This is a genomic window from uncultured Mucilaginibacter sp., assembly GCF_903913935.1.
Lineage (GTDB): Bacteria > Bacteroidota > Bacteroidia > Sphingobacteriales > Sphingobacteriaceae > Mucilaginibacter.
On sequence record NZ_CAIWNH010000587.1, the window covers coordinates 1 to 19,131 of the forward strand.

Consider the following 19,131-nt stretch of genomic DNA (forward strand, 5'->3'; position numbering starts at 1 on the left):
GCAGTTCTTTGAATCCCCTATCCATCTTGTTTTGGAAATCAGCTGAATTTAATTGTGCTTCTGAAGCGCGCCTTTTCTCGGCATTTAATGCGTTGGCCCTGTCATTTATCGGTTTCAATTGGCCGATGAGCCGTTTACTGTCATCATTTATTTTTGAACCGGTAACAACAGCTTTATAGGCCGAGTCCGGGCCGGTAATACCTATTTCGCCTTTCTCAATATAAAAATTCAAAATATCCGAAGTACTGTCTGTTTTGGTGATGCCTGTTCCTTTGTGGTCGAGCAGCATGGAAGCATTGGTTGGGTTCAATACATTTCCGCTAAAAGTAAAGCTGCCATTGGCGATCAAAGCAGAGTCGATCACCTTGGTGGCACCAACCTGGTAGGCTAAGTAAACTTTCGCAGGTGCATTCAGGGTGCCTATTTTCCCTTTTATTACAAAAGCTTGCGGATCTTGGGCAAATAGGGCTACAGGTAAAAGCAGGACGATATATAAAAACAGTTTCTTCATTTTTTGATATTAACTAAGCTGTGTTAACGCTTAAATAAGATTTTTAGTTTAATTTTTGAAAGGTACGCCACCAAAGGTCGGGCATTTCGCCCGATACGGCGGTCTTGTAATCGTCATATCTGCAGGGCACCAAATGAAAGCGCTCATTTTTTGAGCCCCGGCTGGGGTACGGCACCTGCATCCACCACCGATCGGTTTTTTTGCTTTTTACAAATACCAATTCATGTTCATCATGCATTAAACTGGTTTTATAAATTAAGTATTGTGATTTTGGATGGAGCGGAAAATCCTTTTTTCGGCTGTATACGCCATCCATAAAATACCAGATCATCTGGGCCAGTAGCATTGCGGTTTGTCCGTTATTATCGTAAGCCGGGTTAAATTCATAAAAACCTATCGAACTCAGCTTATCATTAATACCGGCATAGCGCGCCAGCTGGCATGCCTCGTTCCCCCAAAATCCATTGGGGTTTGCGTTGGTATTTCCAGGTGCATCAGATGATCTGATGACTCCCATGTCAAAACTAACCATACTTGCATTCCGGATAATTGGCTCTGCAACCGCAACATTTCCAGCTATTTCGCCAAGCCGGTGGGTATCAAAGTATAATTTATCCATCACCCGCAAGCTGTCCTGGCTGGTATAATAAGTTTGATAGCCCAGGTTACTGAAATTGAACAGGTAGTTGGGGTCGTGTAAAAATATTTTATTAAGATACGATGTGGACGTGGTTTCGATGGTGTCAATAGCCTTATCGTCGTCATCCAGGTCAAAGCGCGGATCTATGATCACCAGGTCAACTTTCTGTTCAAGTGTTTCGTAGGCCAGGTATTGTGCATAGGTAAGGTCCTGTCCGCCTCCTATAATTACCGGGATTATATCTTTTTTTACCAGTTCATTCACCACCGTTTTCAAGGCGAAATAGGTATCGGTTACCGCAGCGCCCTGCCTGATATTTCCAAGGTCGACGATTTTGGTATTGTAATTACCCTCGTTCAACTGGTAAAACTTTTCGCGTACATAATCAGGCCCTAATGCACAGCCCGCATTATTGATCGCGTTACGGTCTTCCAGTACCCCGATGAGGGCAATATCTTTTTTTTGTTCCAGGTCAGGAAAATCAACCGAAAAATATTCGATCTTACTACCCAACTGGCTGGTATCATATCCCTTTTTGGGAATGATCTTTTCAGCATCAATGGGTGTAAAAAAATCAGATAAAGACATTTTTAATTTGAAAATTATTTAATTTGAAGATTTGATGATGACAAATCTGTATCGCAATATAAAAGACAAACATATTCAAATTATTAGATTAGTTGATTTGAAAGTTTGATTTAGCATCTTTGCAGAAGGCATTTTCAAATTGTCGGATTTTCAAATTTTCAAATTAATGATATTAGTTACCGGGGCGACTGGTTTTTTAGGTTCAGAACTGGCTTTGCAGCTGGCAAAACAAGGTAATCGTTTCCGGTGTACCAAACGGGTATCATCTACAATTCCAGCAATTTTGCTCCCTTTTGAAGCCATGATTGAATGGATGGATGCTGATCTGCTGGATATTTTTTCCCTTGAAGAAGCGTTAAAAGATGTAAAACAGGTTTATCATTGTGCCGCATGGGTATCGCTTAAGCGTGCCGATAAAAAGCCGATGATAAAAACCAACATCGCCGGAACCGCTAATTTGGTTAACTTATGCATGCAGCAAAAGGTGCGGCTGGTGCATGTAAGCTCAGTTGCTGCGATTGGGCTGTCGAAACCAGGGGATCTGGTGACAGAAAACCATAACCTTGACCTTGACAGGGAAGACGATGGGTATGCGATATCCAAACTGGAAAGCGAGATGGAGGTTTGGCGCGGTATTGCCGAAGGTTTGCACGCAGTGATCGTGAACCCGTCAATCATTATTGGCGCTAATGCCGGTATTAAAGGCAGCGGGCAACTTTTTGAAACCGTAAGAAAAGGACTTAAATTTTACACATCAGGTAGCTGCGGGTTTGTTGACGTGGAAGATGTTGCCAAAAGCATGATCGCGCTGATGAATACTAAAATTAGTGGTGAACGATATATTGTCAGCGCCGAAAACCGGAACTACAAACAACTTACCAGTGAAATTGCACGGGATTTTGGTATTAAACCGCCGGCAATGCATGCCAGCGCCTTTATGATGGGCGTTGCCTGGCGCGGGGCCGCATTAGCAGCAATGCTTACCGGCAGGGCGCCGGCAATTGATAAAGTATCGGCACAGGCAGCGACAATTACCCGCGATTACGACAATTCTAAAATCAAAAAAGCTATCGGCATTGATTTTAAGCCGATAAGTATTACTATAAAAGAAATTTGTGAAAAATTAAACGCGTAGAGACGAAATACTTTTCGTCTCAGTAAATTTTATGGTATTTCCCTAATACTGGCCTATCGAAAGCAAAACCAGTGTACAGGCGTATTCCGTTTCGATACCCTGCTCATTAGCCAGTTTCCGAAGCGCCGAATTTTCTGTCCCGGGATTAAAAATGATCCTTTTAGGATGAGTTTTTAAGATATAATCGTATAATGCTTCCTGGTGTTGTGGCCCCACATATAAAGTGATGGTGTCAATATCTGCGTAAATGGTTTCGGGACGCTCAATAGGTACGCCGGCAACTTCTCCCCTTCTGATGCCAACATTTACAATGCTATGCCCGCTCCGTACCAGCCGGTTGGCGGCAAGATTGGCATACCGGGCTTCGTTAGGCGTTGCACCTAAAACCAGAGTCTTTTTATTTGTTGTTTTTTGTGATTCCATTTTTTATGATTTCACCGATTTTGTGTTGTTGATTACACCGATTGCTTTTAATGATTATTCACCAGGTGTTTATTTTTAATTGGTGTTCATGAGTTCGCTACGCTCGGTTTCACTGATTTTATCATATCGATAATCGGTGCAATCATTCTCCATACGGTGTAATCCTAATCAATAATCCGTAATAGTAATGAAATTTGCCCCGAGTGATAAATGTGATGTTGTATCAAACCTTTTACCAAAGCGTCAAATGTCGTGCCCGGATCGTTTTCAACTGTGCCAATAACCTGGTTGGTCCATTGTTCTTCGGGGAAGTTTTGGATAATACCCAGTAAATTTACGTTAACCAGTTTCAGGTCGCTGACATAATTCTGCCATTTTTGCTCGTCGGGCGTTCCGGAGTCCGGCCAGTCGCCGCTGGAAGGCACCTGCGATGGTAAACCATTCATCCGGTCGATCACCTCCTCTGTCCACGAGATCATATGCAGCAGGATTCCTGCTATCGAATGTACCGACCCGGGCGGTTTTTCAAATGCCGCCTCAAAACTTACCTGTTCAATGGTCTTGTAAACCGATGGGCCATACCATGGGTTTCCTTGCAATACTTCCGTTAAATCGTTACTGAGTTGTGTTGATATTTCCATTTCAAGCTAGGGTAATTGGCATTTTTATTGTCGGCAAAGATAAATCTAAAATCTTGCGTTGCCAGTATCTTTTGGATTGCCCGGGCGATTCCCGAAGCTATTTTATGGCAGGCCAGGCAATAAAAAAAGCGATGAGCCCTAAAACCCATCGCTTTATAACGATCAAAACAATCGTAACTCTAAAATCTTAAATCAAAAGCCTTACCGGTTCTTCCAGCATTGACTTTAAGGTCTGCAGGAATGCGGCTCCTGTAGCGCCGTCAACCACGCGGTGGTCGCAGCTCAGGGTAACTTTCATTACATTGCCCGGTACTACCGCGCCATTTTTAACTACAGGTATTTGCTGTATGCCGCTAACTGCCAAGATACAGGCGTTCGGTGTGTTAATAATAGCGGTAAACTCATCAACTCCAAACATGCCTAAGTTTGAGATGGTGAAAGTTGAACCTTCCATTTCATTTGGCTGCAGTTTTTTGCTTTTGGCTTTACCTGCAAATTCTTTTACTTCAACTGATATAGCACTTAATGATTTGCCATCTGCATATTTAATTACCGGTACCAGCAGGCCTTCGTCAACAGCAACCGCTACACCAATGTGTACATGCTCGTTAAAGCGGATCTTATCGCCCAGGAATGAAGAGTTGATCGCCGGGTGTTGTTTTAAGGCAACAGCGCAGGCTTTCAGTACGAAATCGTTAAATGATATTTTAACGGGAGCCACTTCGTTGATACGGGTGCGGGCTGCAATAGCCTGGTCCATATCAATGCTCATGGTTACATAAAAATGCGGTGCAGTAAACAAGCTTTCAGATAAACGGCGACTGATAGCTTTGCGCATCTGGCTAACCGGTTTCTCAGTAAATTTCTCTTCGCCGGTGTAACTTGCACTAACCGGGGCAGGTTTTGTAGCAGCGGGCGCGGCGGCAGCAGGTGCTGCTGCAGCAGGTGCTGCTGCAGCAGCGCTAACTACAGGTGCTGCAACTGCCTTCGCAGCCGGAACATATTCTTCAACATCTTTCTTGATAATGCGGCCGCCTTCGGCGCTTCCTTTTACATCATTAAGGTTGATGCCTTTTTCTTTTGCAATCTTACGTGCCAGTGGCGACGCTTTTACACGGCTGTCGTCAGCTGTTGACGGGCCGTCTGTTTCAGCTTCGGTTGTTGCGGCAGCTTCGGCAGCAGCCGGCGCGCCTTCTTCAGCAGATTTACCGGCAGGTGCATCGTCTTCTTGTAATAATGGGGTAATATCAGTGCCTTCTTTACCTACAATGGCGATAATGCCATGTACCGGCGCTGCTTCACCTTCTTTGGGGCCGATATATAATAAAGTACCTTCTTCATACCCTACTACTTCCATGGTAGCCTTATCGGTTTCCACATCCGCCAGTGAATCGTCTGATTTTACTTTATCGCCAACTTTAAAGTTCCATTTGTTGATCACCCCTTCAGTCATGGTGTCGCTAAGGGCAGGCATCCGGATAACAACAGCAGGGATGCTGCTTTTGTCGATCTTTGGCTTTGCTTCTACAGGAGCTGAGGGTTTCTTTTCTTCAACAGCAGCAGGAGTAGCAGCTTCTGCTGCGGGCGCGGGCTTGCTTTCAGCAGCAGGTGCCGCTGATGCTGTATCGCCGGCAAGTAAAGCTTTATAGTCTTCCCCTTCTTTACCAATGATCGCTATCAATGCATCCACCGGAACAGCTTTACCTTCTTCAACACCAATATAAAGCAGTGTTCCGTCCTGGTACGATTCAAAATCCATGGTAGCTTTATCGGTTTCTATCTCGGCCATTACATCGCCGGATTTTACCTTGTCACCAACTTTTTTATGCCATTTTGCTAATACCCCTTCAGTCATGGTATCGCTCATTTTCGGCATCTTAATTACTTCGGCCATATACTATATGTATCTGTAGTTATTTTTAAAATCCAGTTTAAATGTAATGATTAGCTCTTTATAAAAGGGTAATCTTTTTCAACATACACATCAGTATATAATTCCGATGCCTCAGGCCATGGTGATTCTTCCGAAAACTTAACGGATTCTTCCACTTCAGCTTTCACTTTCGCGTCAATCTCTTCAAACCATTTGTCATCAGCATAACCTTCCGAAATAATAGTATGTTTTACCAGTTCGATAGGATCCTTTGCCTTGTAGCTTTCCAGCTCATCTTTGGTACGGTATTTCTGCGGATCTGACATGGAGTGCCCTTTGTACCGGTATGTGCGCATTTCCAAAAAGGTTGGTCCTTCGCCTGCGCGTGCCCGTTGAACCGCTTCATCCATTGCTTTGTGAACAGCGGCCGGATCCATACCATCAACAGGTGAGGATGGGATGCCATACGGTAAGCCTAATTTATAAATGTCAGTGTCAGCCGTGGTGCGGGCAAGGGATGTACCCATAGCGTAGCCATTGTTTTCACAAACAAAAATTACGGGCAGTTTCCATAAAGCGGCCATATTAAAAGTTTCGGTCATTGCACCCTGCCTAACAGCGCCATCGCCCATATAGGTGATGTTTACAAACTCAGTGCCTTTATATTTTTCAGCAAATGCCACGCCGGCCCCCATCGGGATCTGTCCGCCTACAATGCCATGGCCACCATAAAAGTGGTGTTCTTTACTGAACATGTGCATCGAGCCGCCTTTGCCTTTGGAGCAGCCGGTTGCTTTACCGTAAAGTTCGGCCATAATTGCATTGGAGCTAACGCCCTTGGCAATGGCGTGCGCATGGTCACGATAAGCGGTGATCATACTGTCTTCCGGTTTGATTACTGACATGGCGCCCGCCAAAACTGCTTCCTGCCCAATGTATAAATGGCAAAAGCCTCTGATTTTTTGCTGTCCGTATAATTGGCCTGCTTTCTCCTCAAACTTGCGCATTAAAAGCATCGACTCGTACCACATCAGGTAGGTGTCTTTATTTATTTCGATTGAACTCATGTAATATATTAAACGATCAATTTTACGAGTAAAGCGCAAATCTAATTATATCCTTGAAAATATCGAAACTGCGATGAATTTGTTATCGAGTTTTATGCTTATTTTTTTATTTGTTGCGTAATAGGCAATAAACCGTTCTTTTAAAGAGTTTAAGTTTGTTAAATACCGGCAAACTTGACCATGAAATTAGGAAAATCGAAATTGAAGACGGGGTTGTGATCTACATAAACCCCCAAATTATTAACACTTTGTTACAATTGTGGAAAAAAATGACCTTTTTATTGCAATTATCAAAATTTTAAATAGTTTTGTAGCCAACAATAGACAGGGTGTCCAATTTAATAAACATTTGTTGGCCTAATAACAACAGAATTTAAGTTAAATGAAGAAAATTACTATCGTTATTGCACTATTTTTCAGTGTTTTAGCCGTTCAGGCGCAAACAAAAGAAAGTCCAAGCCCTGCGGACAATAAAAATTCAGATGATCAGGAAAGTTTAGCGAAAGATTATTTATCCCAAATTATGGGTGTTGCGCTTTCTGCTACTTCAAATATGAAACTTTTCCATTTTGTATATGATTGGATCGGTACTCCATACCGTTTTGGCGGAAGTTCAAGGCACGGTATTGATTGTTCAGCGTTTACAAAGGAATTATACAGCCAGGTGTTCAACATGGACATTCAGCGCAGCTCAAGGGATATTTTCAGCATGGTTAGCCCTGTAAGGAAGGACGATTTACAGGAGGGCGACCTGGTTTTCTTTAAAATACACAGCCGCCGTATTTCGCACGTAGGCATTTATCTGGGTAATAACCGTTTCGCTCATGCTTCATCAAGAGGTGTGGCAATCAGCAGCCTTGATGATGCTTATTATAAGCGTTATTTTTACAGGGGAGGCCGAATGCTTGATTCTTTTAAAGCGGAGCTTCAAAAACAGGAAGACGATAACGGCAAGAATTAATAATATTTTATATTTCAAAAAAAATCCTTTCATTTATGAGAGGATTTTTTTTGGAATGAGTAAACGATACCTGCTATTATTAATTACCGCGGCCTTATATTTTTCTTCCTGTGAGCAAGCCCGGGAAAGCAGGCATGCTGAAAGCCATCAGCCTAAAGCTAAACCTGTAATTGTTGCACACAAGCCAAAGACAGTACCCGATTCTGTTTGTATCGCTGCCGTTGGTGATATCATGCTCGGCACATCGTACCCCGATAGCCGCACTTTACCCCCGGCCAGTGCTAAAAACAGCTTTAAAAACGTTTTGGATGAATTACACCACGCCGATATCACTTTCGGTAACCTTGAAGGCACTTTACTGGATACCGGCGCACCGGCATATTTTAAAATGCACCAGCTACAGCCTGCTTTTTTATTCAGGATGCCGGTGAGTTACGGTGCGGTAATTAAACAGGCTGGGTTTAATGTACTTAGCCTTGCCAATAACCATAGTAATGATTTTGACCAAAAGGGTCGCATAAGTACGATGAAAGTACTCGATAGCCTTGGTATCCAATACGGCGGGCTAAACAGCAAACCTTCGGCGATTTTTAAAATAAATGGCATTACCTATGGGTTTTGCGCGTTCGCGCCAAACGGACAAACGTTACCGCTCCTCAACCTGAAAAAATCAACAGAGATTATCCAACAGTTAAAACAGCAATGTGATATCGTGATCGTATCTTTTCATGGCGGTGGCGAGGGTGCCGCTTATGAGCACATCCCCTGTACTTACGAAAAGTTTATTACCGAAAACCGCGGCGATGTACATGCCTTTGCGCATAATGCTATTGATGCGGGCGCTGATATCATATTGGGAAACGGACCACACGTTTGCAGGGCAATGGAACTTTACAAAAACCGGCTGATTGCCTATAGCCTCGCTAACTTTTGTACCTACAGGTGTGTTAGTGTGGCGGGTATTTGCGGCATGGCCCCGGTATTAAAAGTCTACCTTAATAAAAAGGGAGAGTTTTTAAATGGCCGGATACTATCCAATATACAGTCACATAATAACGGTTTAACTCCCGACAGCCTTAACCGGGTAGCAGGCCATATAAAAATGTTGACTGAAACTGATTTTGAGCAGCCTGGGCTTAGTATAACTTTTGATGGAAGAATATCGCCGGTAAGGTACCAGCATTAGCGCCGATTATTTAGCATCATCATTAGTAGTACGAACAAGACTGATACCTGTAAAGAAAAACATAACGGCAATTACGCCTACAACAATAAGGGTAGTATAGTTACCGTTGTGATTTATAATTTCAATGCCGGCATAGATGAGGCCGATTATACCGAGCACAGTTAGTATCGCTCCGAATGTTCGTTTTAAGTTCATAATGGTTATTGTTGTTTTTATTTAAAGCTTTTTATACAAAACAAATAGCACACCAATAATTACCATTATATTTATACCCATTAAACTATTGATTATGACACCTGAAATAGGCACTTTAATTTTTGTTTTTATTATCCTGGTAGTTTTGTTTTCGTCGTTTGTGTCTGTAAAACAGGGCACTATCGTAGTAATTACCATTTTTGGAAAGTATCGCCGGATCTTAACTCCCGGCCTGAATTTTAAATTACCATTTATTGAGAGCATCTATTCAAAAATCTCAATCCAAAACCGTTCAGTTGAACTGGAGTTTCAGGCGGTGACCTTTGATCAGGCCAACGTTTACTTTAAAGCGATGCTGCTTTATTCAGTACTCGACCAGCAGGAGGAGACCATTAAAAACGTAGCATTTAAGTTTGTTGACGATCGTAACCTGATGCAGGCACTTATCCGCACGGTGGAAGGCTCAATCAGGGCTTTTGTAGCCACGAAGCGCCAGTCGGAAGTGCTGATACTCCGGAGGGATATTGTTGAACACGTAAAAGAACAACTGGACGTAGTGCTTGAAGGCTGGGGTTATCACTTACAGGATCTGCAATTAAACGATATTACTTTTGATGAAGTGATCATGAAATCAATGAGCCAGGTGGTTGCCTCCAATAACCTGAAGGCTGCCGCCGAAAATGAAGGGCAGGCCCTGCTGATCACCAAAACCAAAGCTGCCGAAGCAGAAGGTAACGCCATTAAAATATCGGCAGAAGCTGAGCGCCAGGCATCGCAGCTGCGCGGCCAGGGTGTTGCGTTGTTTCGTGAGGAAGTGGCCAAGGGTATGTCAGTAGCTGCTAAGGAAATGCAGGATGCCAATATGGACACCTCAGTTATCCTGTTTACCATGTGGACAGAATCCATCAAGCATTTTGCAGAAAACTCCACAGGCAACGTTATTTTCCTTGACGGATCAACCGATGCCATGCAGCATACCATGAAAGAATTAATGGCATTAAACCAATTGCATGCTGATAAAGTCAAAAAGTAAAATTTTTACTTTTACATAAATGGAAATAAGGGTCAGGCGGCTAATTCTCGTAGCCGCATTAATGTTTTTTTACAGCCTGACGTTTGCACAGCCTTATAAGAGGTTAACTGTTAACGACTTTAAAGGGACGCCGGCTAACAATGGCGATGGAGCGATTGCTTACACTAATTGTACTATTGTATATAGTTACAGTGCCAGGCCTGAAAGGGATTATTATGTTTTAACCTTCTATATAAAACTGATAATGAACAGTGATCGTTCGTGGATGAACCTGTCGACGATCGGCTCCAGGGAAATGCTTGAAGAAATATTAAAGCACGAACAGGGGCACTACAACATCAGTTATATGGAGCAGCAGGAATTATTAAGAACGGTTGGCCGAACAGTTTTCCGGGCCGATTACCATAGAGTAGCCGATAATATTTTCGACCGTATTGAAGCCAAGTATAAAAAACTCAACCAAAATTACGACACCGATACCCAAAATTCAACCAATCGTGTACAGCAACACAGCTGGGACGCCTATTTTCAGCAACGGTTGAATTATATGCCGATAGCTAAAAATTAAATCCTTACTCCGCTATCCATATCGCATCTGTAAACCATTCCCGGCTGTCAAAAAAATGATCAACAGGTTTGAAGCCGGAACTGATAGCCATTTCATCAGTTTGACCGATAGAAAACTTCTGCGAGATCTCCATAAAAATATACTCATCCTTCAAAAAACGAACGGTTGCTGGGCCTATGTTTACCTCCTGGCCGCAGGTGCTTACCAGGTAACTCTTGCAGGCGCCGTTTTCGGGATCATAAGTGGGATAGTGTTCAAACTTGGTTACATCAAAATTACCATCCAGCTCCCGGTTAATCCGTTCCAGTAAATTAAGGTTAAACTTTTTGGTGATGCCTTCTTTATCGTTATACGCAGCCAATATTGTTTTTGGATTTTTTTTAAGATCGAACCCGATCAGCAGCATATCGCCTTCGGATAAGTGCGCCCGCATGTTCCTGCAAAATCCTACGGCATCGTCATGTTCCATATTGCCGATGTTTGATCCTAAAAACATCACCACCTTTCGTTTATTTGAAACAGCGGCCGCTGTTTCTAGCATTTCAAAATACTCCCCGTTCAGGCCTTTTATTTTAATTCCCGGTAAAGTTACCGGCAAGGTAATATTAAGGTAAGAAATCACATTATCAGAAATATCAATCGGCAGATAAGTGAAATCGGCGTTATTTTCCAAAAGATAAGCTAAGAGGTACGCCGATTTGGTGGCATCACCGGCGCCCAGCTCAATCAGGTCAAAAGCATCTCCATTACCAATGATGGCCCTGCAGATCTCGGCCGTTTTTTCGCCGAATATTTCCAGTTCGCAATTGGTTGGGTAATACTCCCCGCAGCTCATCAGGTCCTGGAAAAGTTTATCGCCAACCGCATCATAAAAATATTTGGAATTTAAATATTTGGGCTGCGCGCTTAAACCCGTTATTACATCCGCGTAAAACTGGCTGCTTTTTATTTTTTCAGGCCGGGTTATCCCGATAGCCGTCGGGACAGCCTGTATGTTTTCAATGTTTTTCATTGGTAGTATATAGTCGGTTTTTATTTGGCCAGCCTTATGCCTGTAAACTGCCAGCGTAAATTTGTTTGAAAAAAATTTCTGTAGGTAACACGGCTATGCCCCGGAGGTGTTACTTCCGAAGCACCGCGCAATACCTTTTGATTTACCATAAACTTGCCATTGTATTCGCCAATAGCACCCGGGGCTTTAGTAAAACCGGGATAAGGCAGGTAGCTGCTTTCGGTCCATTCCCAGCTTTTGCCCCAACTAAATTGTTTGGCGGCAACTTCCCATTCAAATTCCGTCGGCAACCTCAGTCCTTTCGATGCTGCATAAGCATAGGCCTCGAAATAGTTGATATGGCAAACCGGTTCTTTCGCGTTCAAGGGTCCCAGCCCATGATAGGAATACTGGTACCATTCATCGTCAATCAAATGCCAGTACATCGGCGATTCAATTTTATTGATTTTTACCCAGTCCCAGCCTTCGGCATGCCAGTGCCTGAAATCGTGGTAGCCGCCGGCATTCATAAACTCAAGGTATTCGGCATTGGTTACCAGGTTTGGGCTGATCGCATAAGGCTGGAGGTAAATTTTATGGCGGTTCAGTTCATTGTCAAAACAAAAGCCGTCGCCCTTAAAACCGATCTCATAAATGCCTTCTTTTATGTTGATGAATTTTTCATTTTCCACCCAATTAACTTTCGGCGAAACGTAATCCATTGAATAGGCCGGGAAAAGCGGGTTATGGCCCAAAATGAATTTGATATCGGTGTATAACAGTTCCTGGTGCTGTTCCTCATGGTTCAGACCAAGTATCAGTAACTCCTTTATGTCGTCACCAATACTTTCGTGCAAAAACTTCAGCATCGCCTCGTCTACGTACTCACGGTAACGGTAAATTTCAATCACTGTAGGGCGACTGAGGTTACCCCTGTCGGTGCGGATCACCCGGTTTCCTACGGTTTCGTAGTAGCTGTTGAATACATAGTTGTAATCCGGGTTGTATTCCTGGTAGCCCATAAAATACGGCTCCAGGATAAAGGTCTCAAAAAACCAGGTTGTATGCCCGATATGCCATTTAGGCGGACTTACGTCAACTACAGGCTGAACCACATAGTCCTCCGTCTGCAGGGGGCTGCAGATCTGCTCCGTGCGTTTGCGAACAACGATATAGCGTGTTGCCAGATCAGGTGAAATTATTTTTTCGGCGATGTCCATTAGTGTTACCTGTTATCCAAATATCGTTTCAGGTTAGAAATTGTTTTAATATTTAATTTTTTAGCCTGCTCACGTCTCATCATCAAAGCATACGCGTTATTGAACCCAATTGGTTTTAACCATTTAATGTTATATTTTTTCTCAAAACCATCCTTTACATAATTATAGGTTGCCTTGCTGCTGGCACTCACCGAGTCGATTACTTTGACGGAAGGCTGTAAAATTGCAAGCAAGCCGGTTCCCGTATATTCAGGGTAAAGGTCGATCTGGTCATTCGTCAAAGCATCAAAACATATTTTTGTACCGCCAAGCCCTGTTTTTGTGGCAACATCATAATTGGAATATCCTTTTATCAGCATGCTGTAAATATTCGCAAGGATGTATTGTTCGCCAAATATTTTCGACCCGATCCGTACCACGCCTTCATTCCCGTTTTGTGCGGGGCGCAATAATTTTTGTGAAACCAGGAAATCCTTTGCCACTTTTTCGGGGCTTTGGTGAAGGTAATCAGTTTGATAGTTTAGGGCAGTCATGGTGCTGTCATTTATTTTTCCGGCTAACAAATTTAGTACATTTTCTAATAATGCGAATTTTTTTAGTGAGCTTTCTCTGATAATGGGTGCGGCGTAATACGGCGGAAATATTCCTTTGTCATCTTTTAATACCACCAGATTGTATGCCCTTAACCTTCCATCAGTTGAATAACCGCTGATTACGTCGAGCTGTTTTTCGTAGGCAGCTTTATACATCACTGCATCGCTGATCACCACGGTACGGATTCGCAGACCGTATTTGCTTTGGAGGCCCAGGTTACCATCGCGCCTGCCCATAAACTCAGGGGTGAAGCCCGCCTTGAGTTTGCTGCCATAGGCTGACGGGAGCCAGTAAAATGAGGACAGCAAGATGAGTAGCAGTGGCAGCATTTTAGTGGCAGTTTTTAGTTTTTTAAGATTTAAAAGCTGCAATCGCGACAGCAAAAAATCAAAAAGTATGGCCAGAAGTGCTGCGGGAATTGCACCTGCCAGGATCATATTGGTATTGTTTAAGGAAATTCCTCCAAAAATAAACTCGCCAAGCCCACCTGCAGCGATATAGGAAGCCAATGTGGCAACGCCTACAGTTATTACGGTGGCTGTGCGGACCCCGGCGAAGATCACCGGCATTGCCAGCGGCAGCTCCACCTTTTTTAATACCTGCCATTTGCTCATTCCCATAGCTACCGCAGCTTCTTTAACAGCAGCGTCAACACCTGTAATCCCGGTAAAAGTATTGCGGATGATGGGCAACAGGGCATACAGCAACAACGCTGCAATCGCGGGTTTGGCGCCGATGCCCAGAACAGGGATCATAAAACCCAGTAAGGCGATGCTCGGGATGGTTTGCAATATGCCTGCAACGCCCAAAACCGGACCAGAGAATTGCTTTCTGCGGCTGATGAAGACGCCCAATGGCAAGCCAATGAGGACAGCAATGAATAATGAGATAAAAGTGAGCCCGATATGCTGAACGGTTTGTTCAGCCAGCTTGCCCGACTGCTGGCGCATAAAATCCCATAAAGATTGCTGCTCATTCATGCGCCTGTTGTTTTTTATATTGATAGAAAGCCGACATCAGCTGCTCAAAACTGGCCGATTTAACCTCATGTGTTTCTTTATGGGTTATGTTGATGAAATCTTCCTGATTAAATTTAAAGAGTTCCATCCCTGCCCAAACATTGGTTTCAGCTGGTATGCCAGGCCCCATTTTAGCCGGTTGAATGGCAAGCCATTGCCATATATTATGCATCTGTACCGACCGAAGTTCGAGCTGCAGCTTATGCTCCTTTAAAAACCCGGAAACAAAATCATCAGCGGGATTAAACAACAATTCTGACGGTGTTCCCATTTGTACAATCCTGCCTTTATCCATAATGCAAATGCGGTCGCCAAGTTCAAAGGCTTCCTGCACATCATGAGTTACCATAATAATGGTTTTTCGTTTAAGCTCATCCAACGCCTTAAACTCCGCATGTATTTTTGAACGGGTAACATTATCCAGCGCACCAAAGGGTTCATCCATCAGCAATACCGCAGGGTCGGCTATCAGCGCCCGGGCCAGGCCGACACGCTGTTGCTGGCCACCGCTTAGCTCACCAGGGTAGGCGCCGAGAAGCCGCGTTGAAAGATGTAACTTTTCAAGTAATTCAATGATTCGTTTTTCGATACGTTTTTTATCCCATTTTAATAGTTGCGGCACAATAGCAATATTTTCGGCAACGGTATAATGCGGAAAAAGCCCATTATTTTGCAACACGTAGCCAATGCCGCGCCGCAATACTTCGGGCTGCTGCTCCAGGATGTTTTTTCCATCGATAAAGATTTTACCTGATGTTGGCTCGATGAGCCTGTTGATCATTTTAAGTGTAGTGGTTTTGCCGCAGCCGCTGGTGCCTAAAAGTATAAGGTTTTCATGCTCTTCCACTTCGAATGAGATCCCTTCCACGGCCTTAACCTTACCGAAGTGTTTGCAGAGCTGTTCAACCTTTATCATCTTTTAAACAGGATAAATGAATAAAAGGATGGCATCCGTAGTTGCAAGCGCAGGAACACACCCCTCCACTCCTGCCTGTCGGCAGGCAGGCCTCTCAAGACGGGAATCGCACAAGGCCCAGGCGCGTTAAACCGGAATAGCGCGTCGGGTTCCCCTCTTGAGAGGGGCAGGTGTGTGTGTTTTTCGTCGCGCTTATCAACACACCCCTCCACCCCTCTAAACAGGGGAATCACACAGGCCCGGCTTTTTAATAGGTTCATTCCAGGCAGCTAAGTATCGAATGTCATAAATAAATTATTTAACGATTCGGCGAAAAGTGGGTGGGCAAATACAAAGTAGCGAATCTCATCATAGGTGATGCCGCCTGCCATTGCCATTTGTAAAATGGTCATGGTTTCACCGCCCTCGGGCCCTAAAATGGTGGCACCGAGGATCTGTTTGGTATCCGGGTCAACGAGGGCTTTCATAAAACCGCGGGTATCGCCGGTTTCGATAGCGCGGGCAACATAAGCCATGGGCAGTTTTGCCACTTTATAATTGAGCTTACGTTTTTTGGCTTCCGTTTCATCGAGGCCGATGCGGCCCAGTTGCGGGTCGGTAAACATGCAGTAAGGCACCTGGCGGTCTTTTATGCTTAGGTTCTCGTTTTTTATAAGGTTGCGGTAAACGATTGTATAATCGTTGTAACTGATATGTGTAAAGGCTGGACCGCCTTTTACATCGCCCAAAGCATAAATACCTTTAATATTGGTTTCCAATTTATCGTTTACCTTAATGTTACCGCGTTCATCCATTTCAACCCCCGTTGCCGGCAGGTTTAAAGTGGCCGTTTGCGGCAAGCGTCCTATAGCAATAAGCACGTGTGAGCATCTGATCTTTTTTTCCGACCCGTTAATTAATACTGTTGCGGTGATTTTATCACTCTGTTTCTTTTTGATCTTTGAAGTTATGGCATTGCAATGAATGGTGATATCCTCCTCCTCTAATATTTTGGTAAGCTCTTCCGAAACATCTTCATCCTCGCGGGACACGATCCGGCCCGACCTTTCAACAATAGTGACTTTGCTGCCAAAGCGGCAGAACATTTGCCCAAACTCCAGCCCAATATAATTTCCGCCGATCACCAATAAATGTTCGGGCACTTTATCCAGGTCCATGATAGTGGTGGATGTTAAATAGTCGATATCATTCAACCCTTCAATTTCAGGGATTAAGGGCTTGGCGCCGGTATTGATAAAAAACAAGTCGGCATTAAACTCCTTTAGCCTGCCGCTGTTCAGCTTTACCGAAATGGTTTTATCACCTGTAAATGTAGCTTCGCCGAAGATAACATCAAGATTTTTGGTAGCCTCCAGCCCCTTCTGGCTGCCATCCCTAAACTGGTGGACTATGGCGTCCTTTCTTTTTTTGATCTTCGCCATGTCCACCGTAAAGCCTTTTATTTTTACACCGAGGGACAGGCTGTTATCAGCCATGTACGCCATTTTTGCGGAAGCGACCATGGTTTTTGTAGGGGTACAGCCATCATTTACGCAAGTGCCTCCAATCCAGCGCTTCTCAATCAGGGCGGTTTTTTTCCCTGCAAGCGCCAGCTTTTTAGCCAATGGCCCTCCCGCCTGGCCTGATCCGATCACTATTGCATCGTATTGTTTCATATCAGCCGGTTACTTTTACACCCTTCCAAAAGGCGATGTACCCTTTAATCTGAGCTGCCGCAGGGCTGGGGTCGGGGTAAAACCAGGCTGCATCCAGGTTTTCTTTCCCATCTACCTCCAGGGTATGGTAGGATGCCTTGCCCTTCCATATGCAGGTAGTATGTGCCGGTGAGGGCCTCAGGTATTCGGTTTTAACGCTTTCTTTCGGGAAATAATGATTATTCTCAACCACAATGGTTTCATCGCTTTCGGCAATCACCTGGTCGTTCCATATTGCTTTCATATAACTGGTAAGGTATTTTTGTATTATAAAGGTAAGCGGATATTACGATATATAAAATGCAGGGAGCGTCATTTTGTTTGAGGAATGTCAAATATTTAGGAGTCGGGAAGCCCGAAAGATGGTAAAGTCCGAAAGAAAAAGGTAATTAAAAGCATAGAACCAAGCTTAAAAAATCACCCCAAAAGTTCTTTTGGACTTCCTGACTTTTCGGACTCCCCGACTTTTTTAAAAAAATTCAAACTTTATTTTATTTTTCTCTTTAAAACTTTATCTTTGCAATCCCAAAATAAAGGGACTCATTGGGCTGAAAGGCACAGCATCTCAAAAATTGGCCCGTTCGTCTAGGGGTTAGGACGTAAGATTTTCATTCTTGAAACAGGGGTTCGATTCCCCTACGGGCTACAAAAAACAATACCAAAAGATGCTAAAAGCCTGCAAATCAAAAGTTTGCAGGCTTTTTTTATTGTATCAAAGCACCATATTATGCATCAAAACGCAACAAAAATGAGCGTAATTCGGTGCATAACTAAATGGAAAATGACTACGCACCGAATTGCTTATAATTAATTGATTGTCAACCTGTTCAGCGTGTGAACATCTTGATAAAAGCAGGCTACAAACTTACTTTTGTTTAACTTTTAAGCTTGTAATTATGAGTAATTTCCATCTGCTTTTCTACATCAGAAAGCAAAAAAACTACAAAGGGGGTGCTATGCCCATCTACATGCGCATCACAGTTAGCGGCAAACGCGCGGATATATCCGTCGGACGCGATTGTGATCCGGCCAAATGGAACAACCATGCAGGACGTGCAATTGGAACCAAAGAAGAAATCAAGTCAATTAACAACTATTTAGACAGTCTGCAAACAAAACTTCGTAATGCGCACCAAGTATTAATTGATACAAACCAGCAAGTAACAACTGAAAGCTTGCAGAATCAGTTCACAGGAAAGAACCAAAAAAGCCGTTTCCTGATGGAATTATTTAAAGAGCATAATGCTAAGGTCAAAGCATTAATCGGAAACGGCTTTGAGCCCAATACATTGAAAGGATATAACACATCTGAAAAACACCTTACTGGCTTCCTGCAAGAAAAATATGGTAAAACAGATATAGAGATTAGCCAATTAAATCATGCTTTTATTACTGATTTTGAGTTTTACCTGAAAGTAAATTGTAAAATCACCGGTGTATCTGCGGCTAAATATATTAAGCACCTTAAAAAAATCGTTAATCATTGTATTGCCAATGGCTGGCTAAAGCAAAATCCCTTTATTAATTTTAAATCCACTGCGAAGGCAAAGGAGCGCACTTATTTGACGCAACAAGAACTTGATGCTATCACTAACAAAAAATTTGTTGTTGACCGTTTATCACAGGTGCGCGATGTTTTTGTATTTTGTTGCTATACTGGATTATCTTATGCCGATGTAAAAAAACTAAGGAGAAATGAAATAGGCATAGGCATGGACGGTGACCGATGGATATTTACAAGCAGGCAAAAAACAGATACATCTACGAGGATACCGCTTTTACCCGTAGCATTAGAAATTTTGAACCGCTATCAAGATCACCCGCAATGTGAAAATCAGGGCTTACTATTGCCTGTTTTAAGTAACCAAAAGATGAA

19 protein-coding genes and 1 tRNA gene are annotated in these 19,131 nt (G+C 43.3%); 7 read left to right on the forward strand and 13 right to left on the reverse strand.

Features of this window, described 5'->3' with window-relative positions:
* Both QZY09_RS23890 and QZY09_RS23895 read right to left on the reverse strand, forming a co-directional pair.
* A partial coding sequence (locus QZY09_RS23890) for a DUF4369 domain-containing protein (protein WP_295677016.1) occupies positions 1 to 511 on the reverse strand: 511 nt, incomplete at its 3' end.
* 43 nt (positions 512 to 554) lie between these two features.
* Complete coding sequence (locus tag QZY09_RS23895; protein ID WP_295677019.1) at positions 555 to 1,739, reverse strand: formimidoylglutamase; 1,185 nt, start codon at positions 1,737 to 1,739, stop codon at positions 555 to 557.
* A 166-nt stretch (positions 1,740 to 1,905) separates the two neighbouring features.
* Here QZY09_RS23895 and QZY09_RS23900 point away from each other — a divergent pair, with 166 nt between their 5' ends.
* On the forward strand, positions 1,906 to 2,874 hold the full coding sequence (locus tag QZY09_RS23900) for an NAD-dependent epimerase/dehydratase family protein (protein ID WP_295677022.1): 969 nt from the start codon (positions 1,906 to 1,908) through the stop codon (positions 2,872 to 2,874).
* 42 nt (positions 2,875 to 2,916) lie between these two features.
* On the opposite strand, the gene QZY09_RS23905 is transcribed toward QZY09_RS23900, so the two are convergent.
* The 4 genes from QZY09_RS23905 to pdhA form a co-directional block, all read right to left on the reverse strand.
* Complete coding sequence (locus QZY09_RS23905; protein WP_295677025.1) at positions 2,917 to 3,297, reverse strand: CoA-binding protein; 381 nt, start codon at positions 3,295 to 3,297, stop codon at positions 2,917 to 2,919.
* A gap of 164 nt (positions 3,298 to 3,461) precedes the next feature.
* On the reverse strand, positions 3,462 to 3,938 hold the full coding sequence (locus QZY09_RS23910) for a DinB family protein (RefSeq protein ID WP_295677027.1): 477 nt from the start codon (positions 3,936 to 3,938) through the stop codon (positions 3,462 to 3,464).
* 187 nt (positions 3,939 to 4,125) lie between these two features.
* Positions 4,126 to 5,832: a pyruvate dehydrogenase complex dihydrolipoamide acetyltransferase gene (locus QZY09_RS23915; protein ID WP_295677030.1), complete on the reverse strand. Its 1,707-nt coding sequence runs from the start codon at positions 5,830 to 5,832 to the stop codon at positions 4,126 to 4,128.
* A 50-nt stretch (positions 5,833 to 5,882) separates the two neighbouring features.
* On the reverse strand, positions 5,883 to 6,878 hold the full coding sequence (gene pdhA, locus QZY09_RS23920; RefSeq protein WP_295677033.1) for a pyruvate dehydrogenase (acetyl-transferring) E1 component subunit alpha: 996 nt from the start codon (positions 6,876 to 6,878) through the stop codon (positions 5,883 to 5,885).
* 382 nt (positions 6,879 to 7,260) lie between these two features.
* Between pdhA and QZY09_RS23925 the strand changes: the two genes are divergently transcribed.
* Together QZY09_RS23925 and QZY09_RS23930 are read left to right on the forward strand one after the other, a co-directional pair.
* The gene (locus tag QZY09_RS23925; RefSeq protein ID WP_295677035.1) at positions 7,261 to 7,839 is read left to right on the forward strand and encodes an NlpC/P60 family protein; all 579 of its coding nucleotides are present in this window, start codon (positions 7,261 to 7,263) and stop codon (positions 7,837 to 7,839) included.
* A 55-nt stretch (positions 7,840 to 7,894) separates the two neighbouring features.
* A complete protein-coding gene (locus QZY09_RS23930; protein WP_295677036.1) occupies positions 7,895 to 9,025 on the forward strand; it encodes a CapA family protein in 1,131 nt (376 codons plus the stop codon).
* A gap of 6 nt (positions 9,026 to 9,031) precedes the next feature.
* Here QZY09_RS23930 and QZY09_RS23935 read toward each other — a convergent pair whose 3' ends face one another.
* Positions 9,032 to 9,220 carry a hypothetical protein gene (locus QZY09_RS23935; protein ID WP_295677039.1) on the reverse strand — a complete coding sequence of 63 codons (189 nt, stop codon included), beginning with the start codon at positions 9,218 to 9,220 and terminating at the stop codon, positions 9,032 to 9,034.
* Positions 9,221 to 9,314: 94 nt separating this feature from the next.
* Here QZY09_RS23935 and QZY09_RS23940 point away from each other — a divergent pair, with 94 nt between their 5' ends.
* Positions 9,315 to 10,253, forward strand: a complete 939-nt coding sequence (locus QZY09_RS23940; protein WP_096356841.1) for an SPFH domain-containing protein — start codon at positions 9,315 to 9,317, stop codon at positions 10,251 to 10,253.
* A gap of 19 nt (positions 10,254 to 10,272) precedes the next feature.
* Complete coding sequence (locus QZY09_RS23945; protein ID WP_295677045.1) at positions 10,273 to 10,821, forward strand: hypothetical protein; 549 nt, start codon at positions 10,273 to 10,275, stop codon at positions 10,819 to 10,821.
* A gap of 4 nt (positions 10,822 to 10,825) precedes the next feature.
* Here the strand turns inward: QZY09_RS23945 and QZY09_RS23950 are convergent, their stop codons facing one another.
* The 6 genes from QZY09_RS23950 to QZY09_RS23975 form a co-directional block, all read right to left on the reverse strand.
* Positions 10,826 to 11,833 carry an L-histidine N(alpha)-methyltransferase gene (locus QZY09_RS23950; RefSeq protein ID WP_295677048.1) on the reverse strand — a complete coding sequence of 336 codons (1,008 nt, stop codon included), beginning with the start codon at positions 11,831 to 11,833 and terminating at the stop codon, positions 10,826 to 10,828.
* A 20-nt stretch (positions 11,834 to 11,853) separates the two neighbouring features.
* Complete coding sequence (gene egtB, locus QZY09_RS23955; protein ID WP_295677051.1) at positions 11,854 to 13,032, reverse strand: ergothioneine biosynthesis protein EgtB; 1,179 nt, start codon at positions 13,030 to 13,032, stop codon at positions 11,854 to 11,856.
* Positions 13,033 to 13,037: 5 nt separating this feature from the next.
* Positions 13,038 to 14,606, reverse strand: coding sequence for an ABC transporter permease/substrate-binding protein (locus tag QZY09_RS23960; RefSeq protein WP_295677053.1), 1,569 nt, complete (start codon positions 14,604 to 14,606; stop codon positions 13,038 to 13,040).
* Positions 14,599 to 15,561 (reverse strand): ABC transporter ATP-binding protein, encoded by a 963-nt coding sequence (locus QZY09_RS23965; RefSeq protein ID WP_295677055.1) that lies wholly within the window; start codon positions 15,559 to 15,561, stop codon positions 14,599 to 14,601. The genes QZY09_RS23960 and QZY09_RS23965 overlap by 8 nt, the downstream gene beginning before the upstream one ends.
* A 269-nt stretch (positions 15,562 to 15,830) precedes the next feature.
* The gene (locus tag QZY09_RS23970; RefSeq protein WP_295677057.1) at positions 15,831 to 17,216 is read right to left on the reverse strand and encodes a mercuric reductase; all 1,386 of its coding nucleotides are present in this window, start codon (positions 17,214 to 17,216) and stop codon (positions 15,831 to 15,833) included.
* 1 nt (position 17,217) lies between these two features.
* The gene (locus QZY09_RS23975; protein ID WP_295677060.1) at positions 17,218 to 17,499 is read right to left on the reverse strand and encodes a DUF427 domain-containing protein; all 282 of its coding nucleotides are present in this window, start codon (positions 17,497 to 17,499) and stop codon (positions 17,218 to 17,220) included.
* Positions 17,500 to 17,829: 330 nt separating this feature from the next.
* Between QZY09_RS23975 and QZY09_RS23980 the strand changes: the two genes are divergently transcribed.
* Both QZY09_RS23980 and QZY09_RS23985 read left to right on the forward strand, forming a co-directional pair.
* Positions 17,830 to 17,901, forward strand: a tRNA-Glu gene (locus tag QZY09_RS23980).
* Positions 17,902 to 18,151: 250 nt separating this feature from the next.
* On the forward strand, positions 18,152 to 19,131 hold a 980-nt coding region (locus QZY09_RS23985), incomplete at its 3' end, for a site-specific integrase (protein WP_295677063.1).

Coding starts and splice junctions, on each gene's coding strand:
- egtB (WP_295677051.1), bottom strand. CDS start 13,032: ATGGACATCGCCGAAAAAATAATTTCACCTGATCTGGCAACACGCTAT.
- QZY09_RS23945 (WP_295677045.1), top strand. CDS start 10,273: ATGGAAATAAGGGTCAGGCGGCTAATTCTCGTAGCCGCATTAATGTTT.
- QZY09_RS23925 (WP_295677035.1), top strand. CDS start 7,261: ATGAAGAAAATTACTATCGTTATTGCACTATTTTTCAGTGTTTTAGCC.
- QZY09_RS23975 (WP_295677060.1), bottom strand. CDS start 17,499: ATGAAAGCAATATGGAACGACCAGGTGATTGCCGAAAGCGATGAAACC.
- QZY09_RS23940 (WP_096356841.1), top strand. CDS start 9,315: ATGACACCTGAAATAGGCACTTTAATTTTTGTTTTTATTATCCTGGTA.
- QZY09_RS23970 (WP_295677057.1), bottom strand. CDS start 17,216: ATGAAACAATACGATGCAATAGTGATCGGATCAGGCCAGGCGGGAGGG.
- QZY09_RS23910 (WP_295677027.1), bottom strand. CDS start 3,938: ATGGAAATATCAACACAACTCAGTAACGATTTAACGGAAGTATTGCAA.
- QZY09_RS23950 (WP_295677048.1), bottom strand. CDS start 11,833: ATGAAAAACATTGAAAACATACAGGCTGTCCCGACGGCTATCGGGATA.
- QZY09_RS23965 (WP_295677055.1), bottom strand. CDS start 15,561: ATGATAAAGGTTGAACAGCTCTGCAAACACTTCGGTAAGGTTAAGGCC.
- QZY09_RS23905 (WP_295677025.1), bottom strand. CDS start 3,297: ATGGAATCACAAAAAACAACAAATAAAAAGACTCTGGTTTTAGGTGCA.
- QZY09_RS23895 (WP_295677019.1), bottom strand. CDS start 1,739: ATGTCTTTATCTGATTTTTTTACACCCATTGATGCTGAAAAGATCATT.
- QZY09_RS23900 (WP_295677022.1), top strand. CDS start 1,906: ATGATATTAGTTACCGGGGCGACTGGTTTTTTAGGTTCAGAACTGGCT.
- pdhA (WP_295677033.1), bottom strand. CDS start 6,878: ATGAGTTCAATCGAAATAAATAAAGACACCTACCTGATGTGGTACGAG.
- QZY09_RS23960 (WP_295677053.1), bottom strand. CDS start 14,606: ATGAATGAGCAGCAATCTTTATGGGATTTTATGCGCCAGCAGTCGGGC.
- QZY09_RS23915 (WP_295677030.1), bottom strand. CDS start 5,832: ATGGCCGAAGTAATTAAGATGCCGAAAATGAGCGATACCATGACTGAA.
- QZY09_RS23935 (WP_295677039.1), bottom strand. CDS start 9,220: ATGAACTTAAAACGAACATTCGGAGCGATACTAACTGTGCTCGGTATA.
- QZY09_RS23930 (WP_295677036.1), top strand. CDS start 7,895: ATGAGTAAACGATACCTGCTATTATTAATTACCGCGGCCTTATATTTT.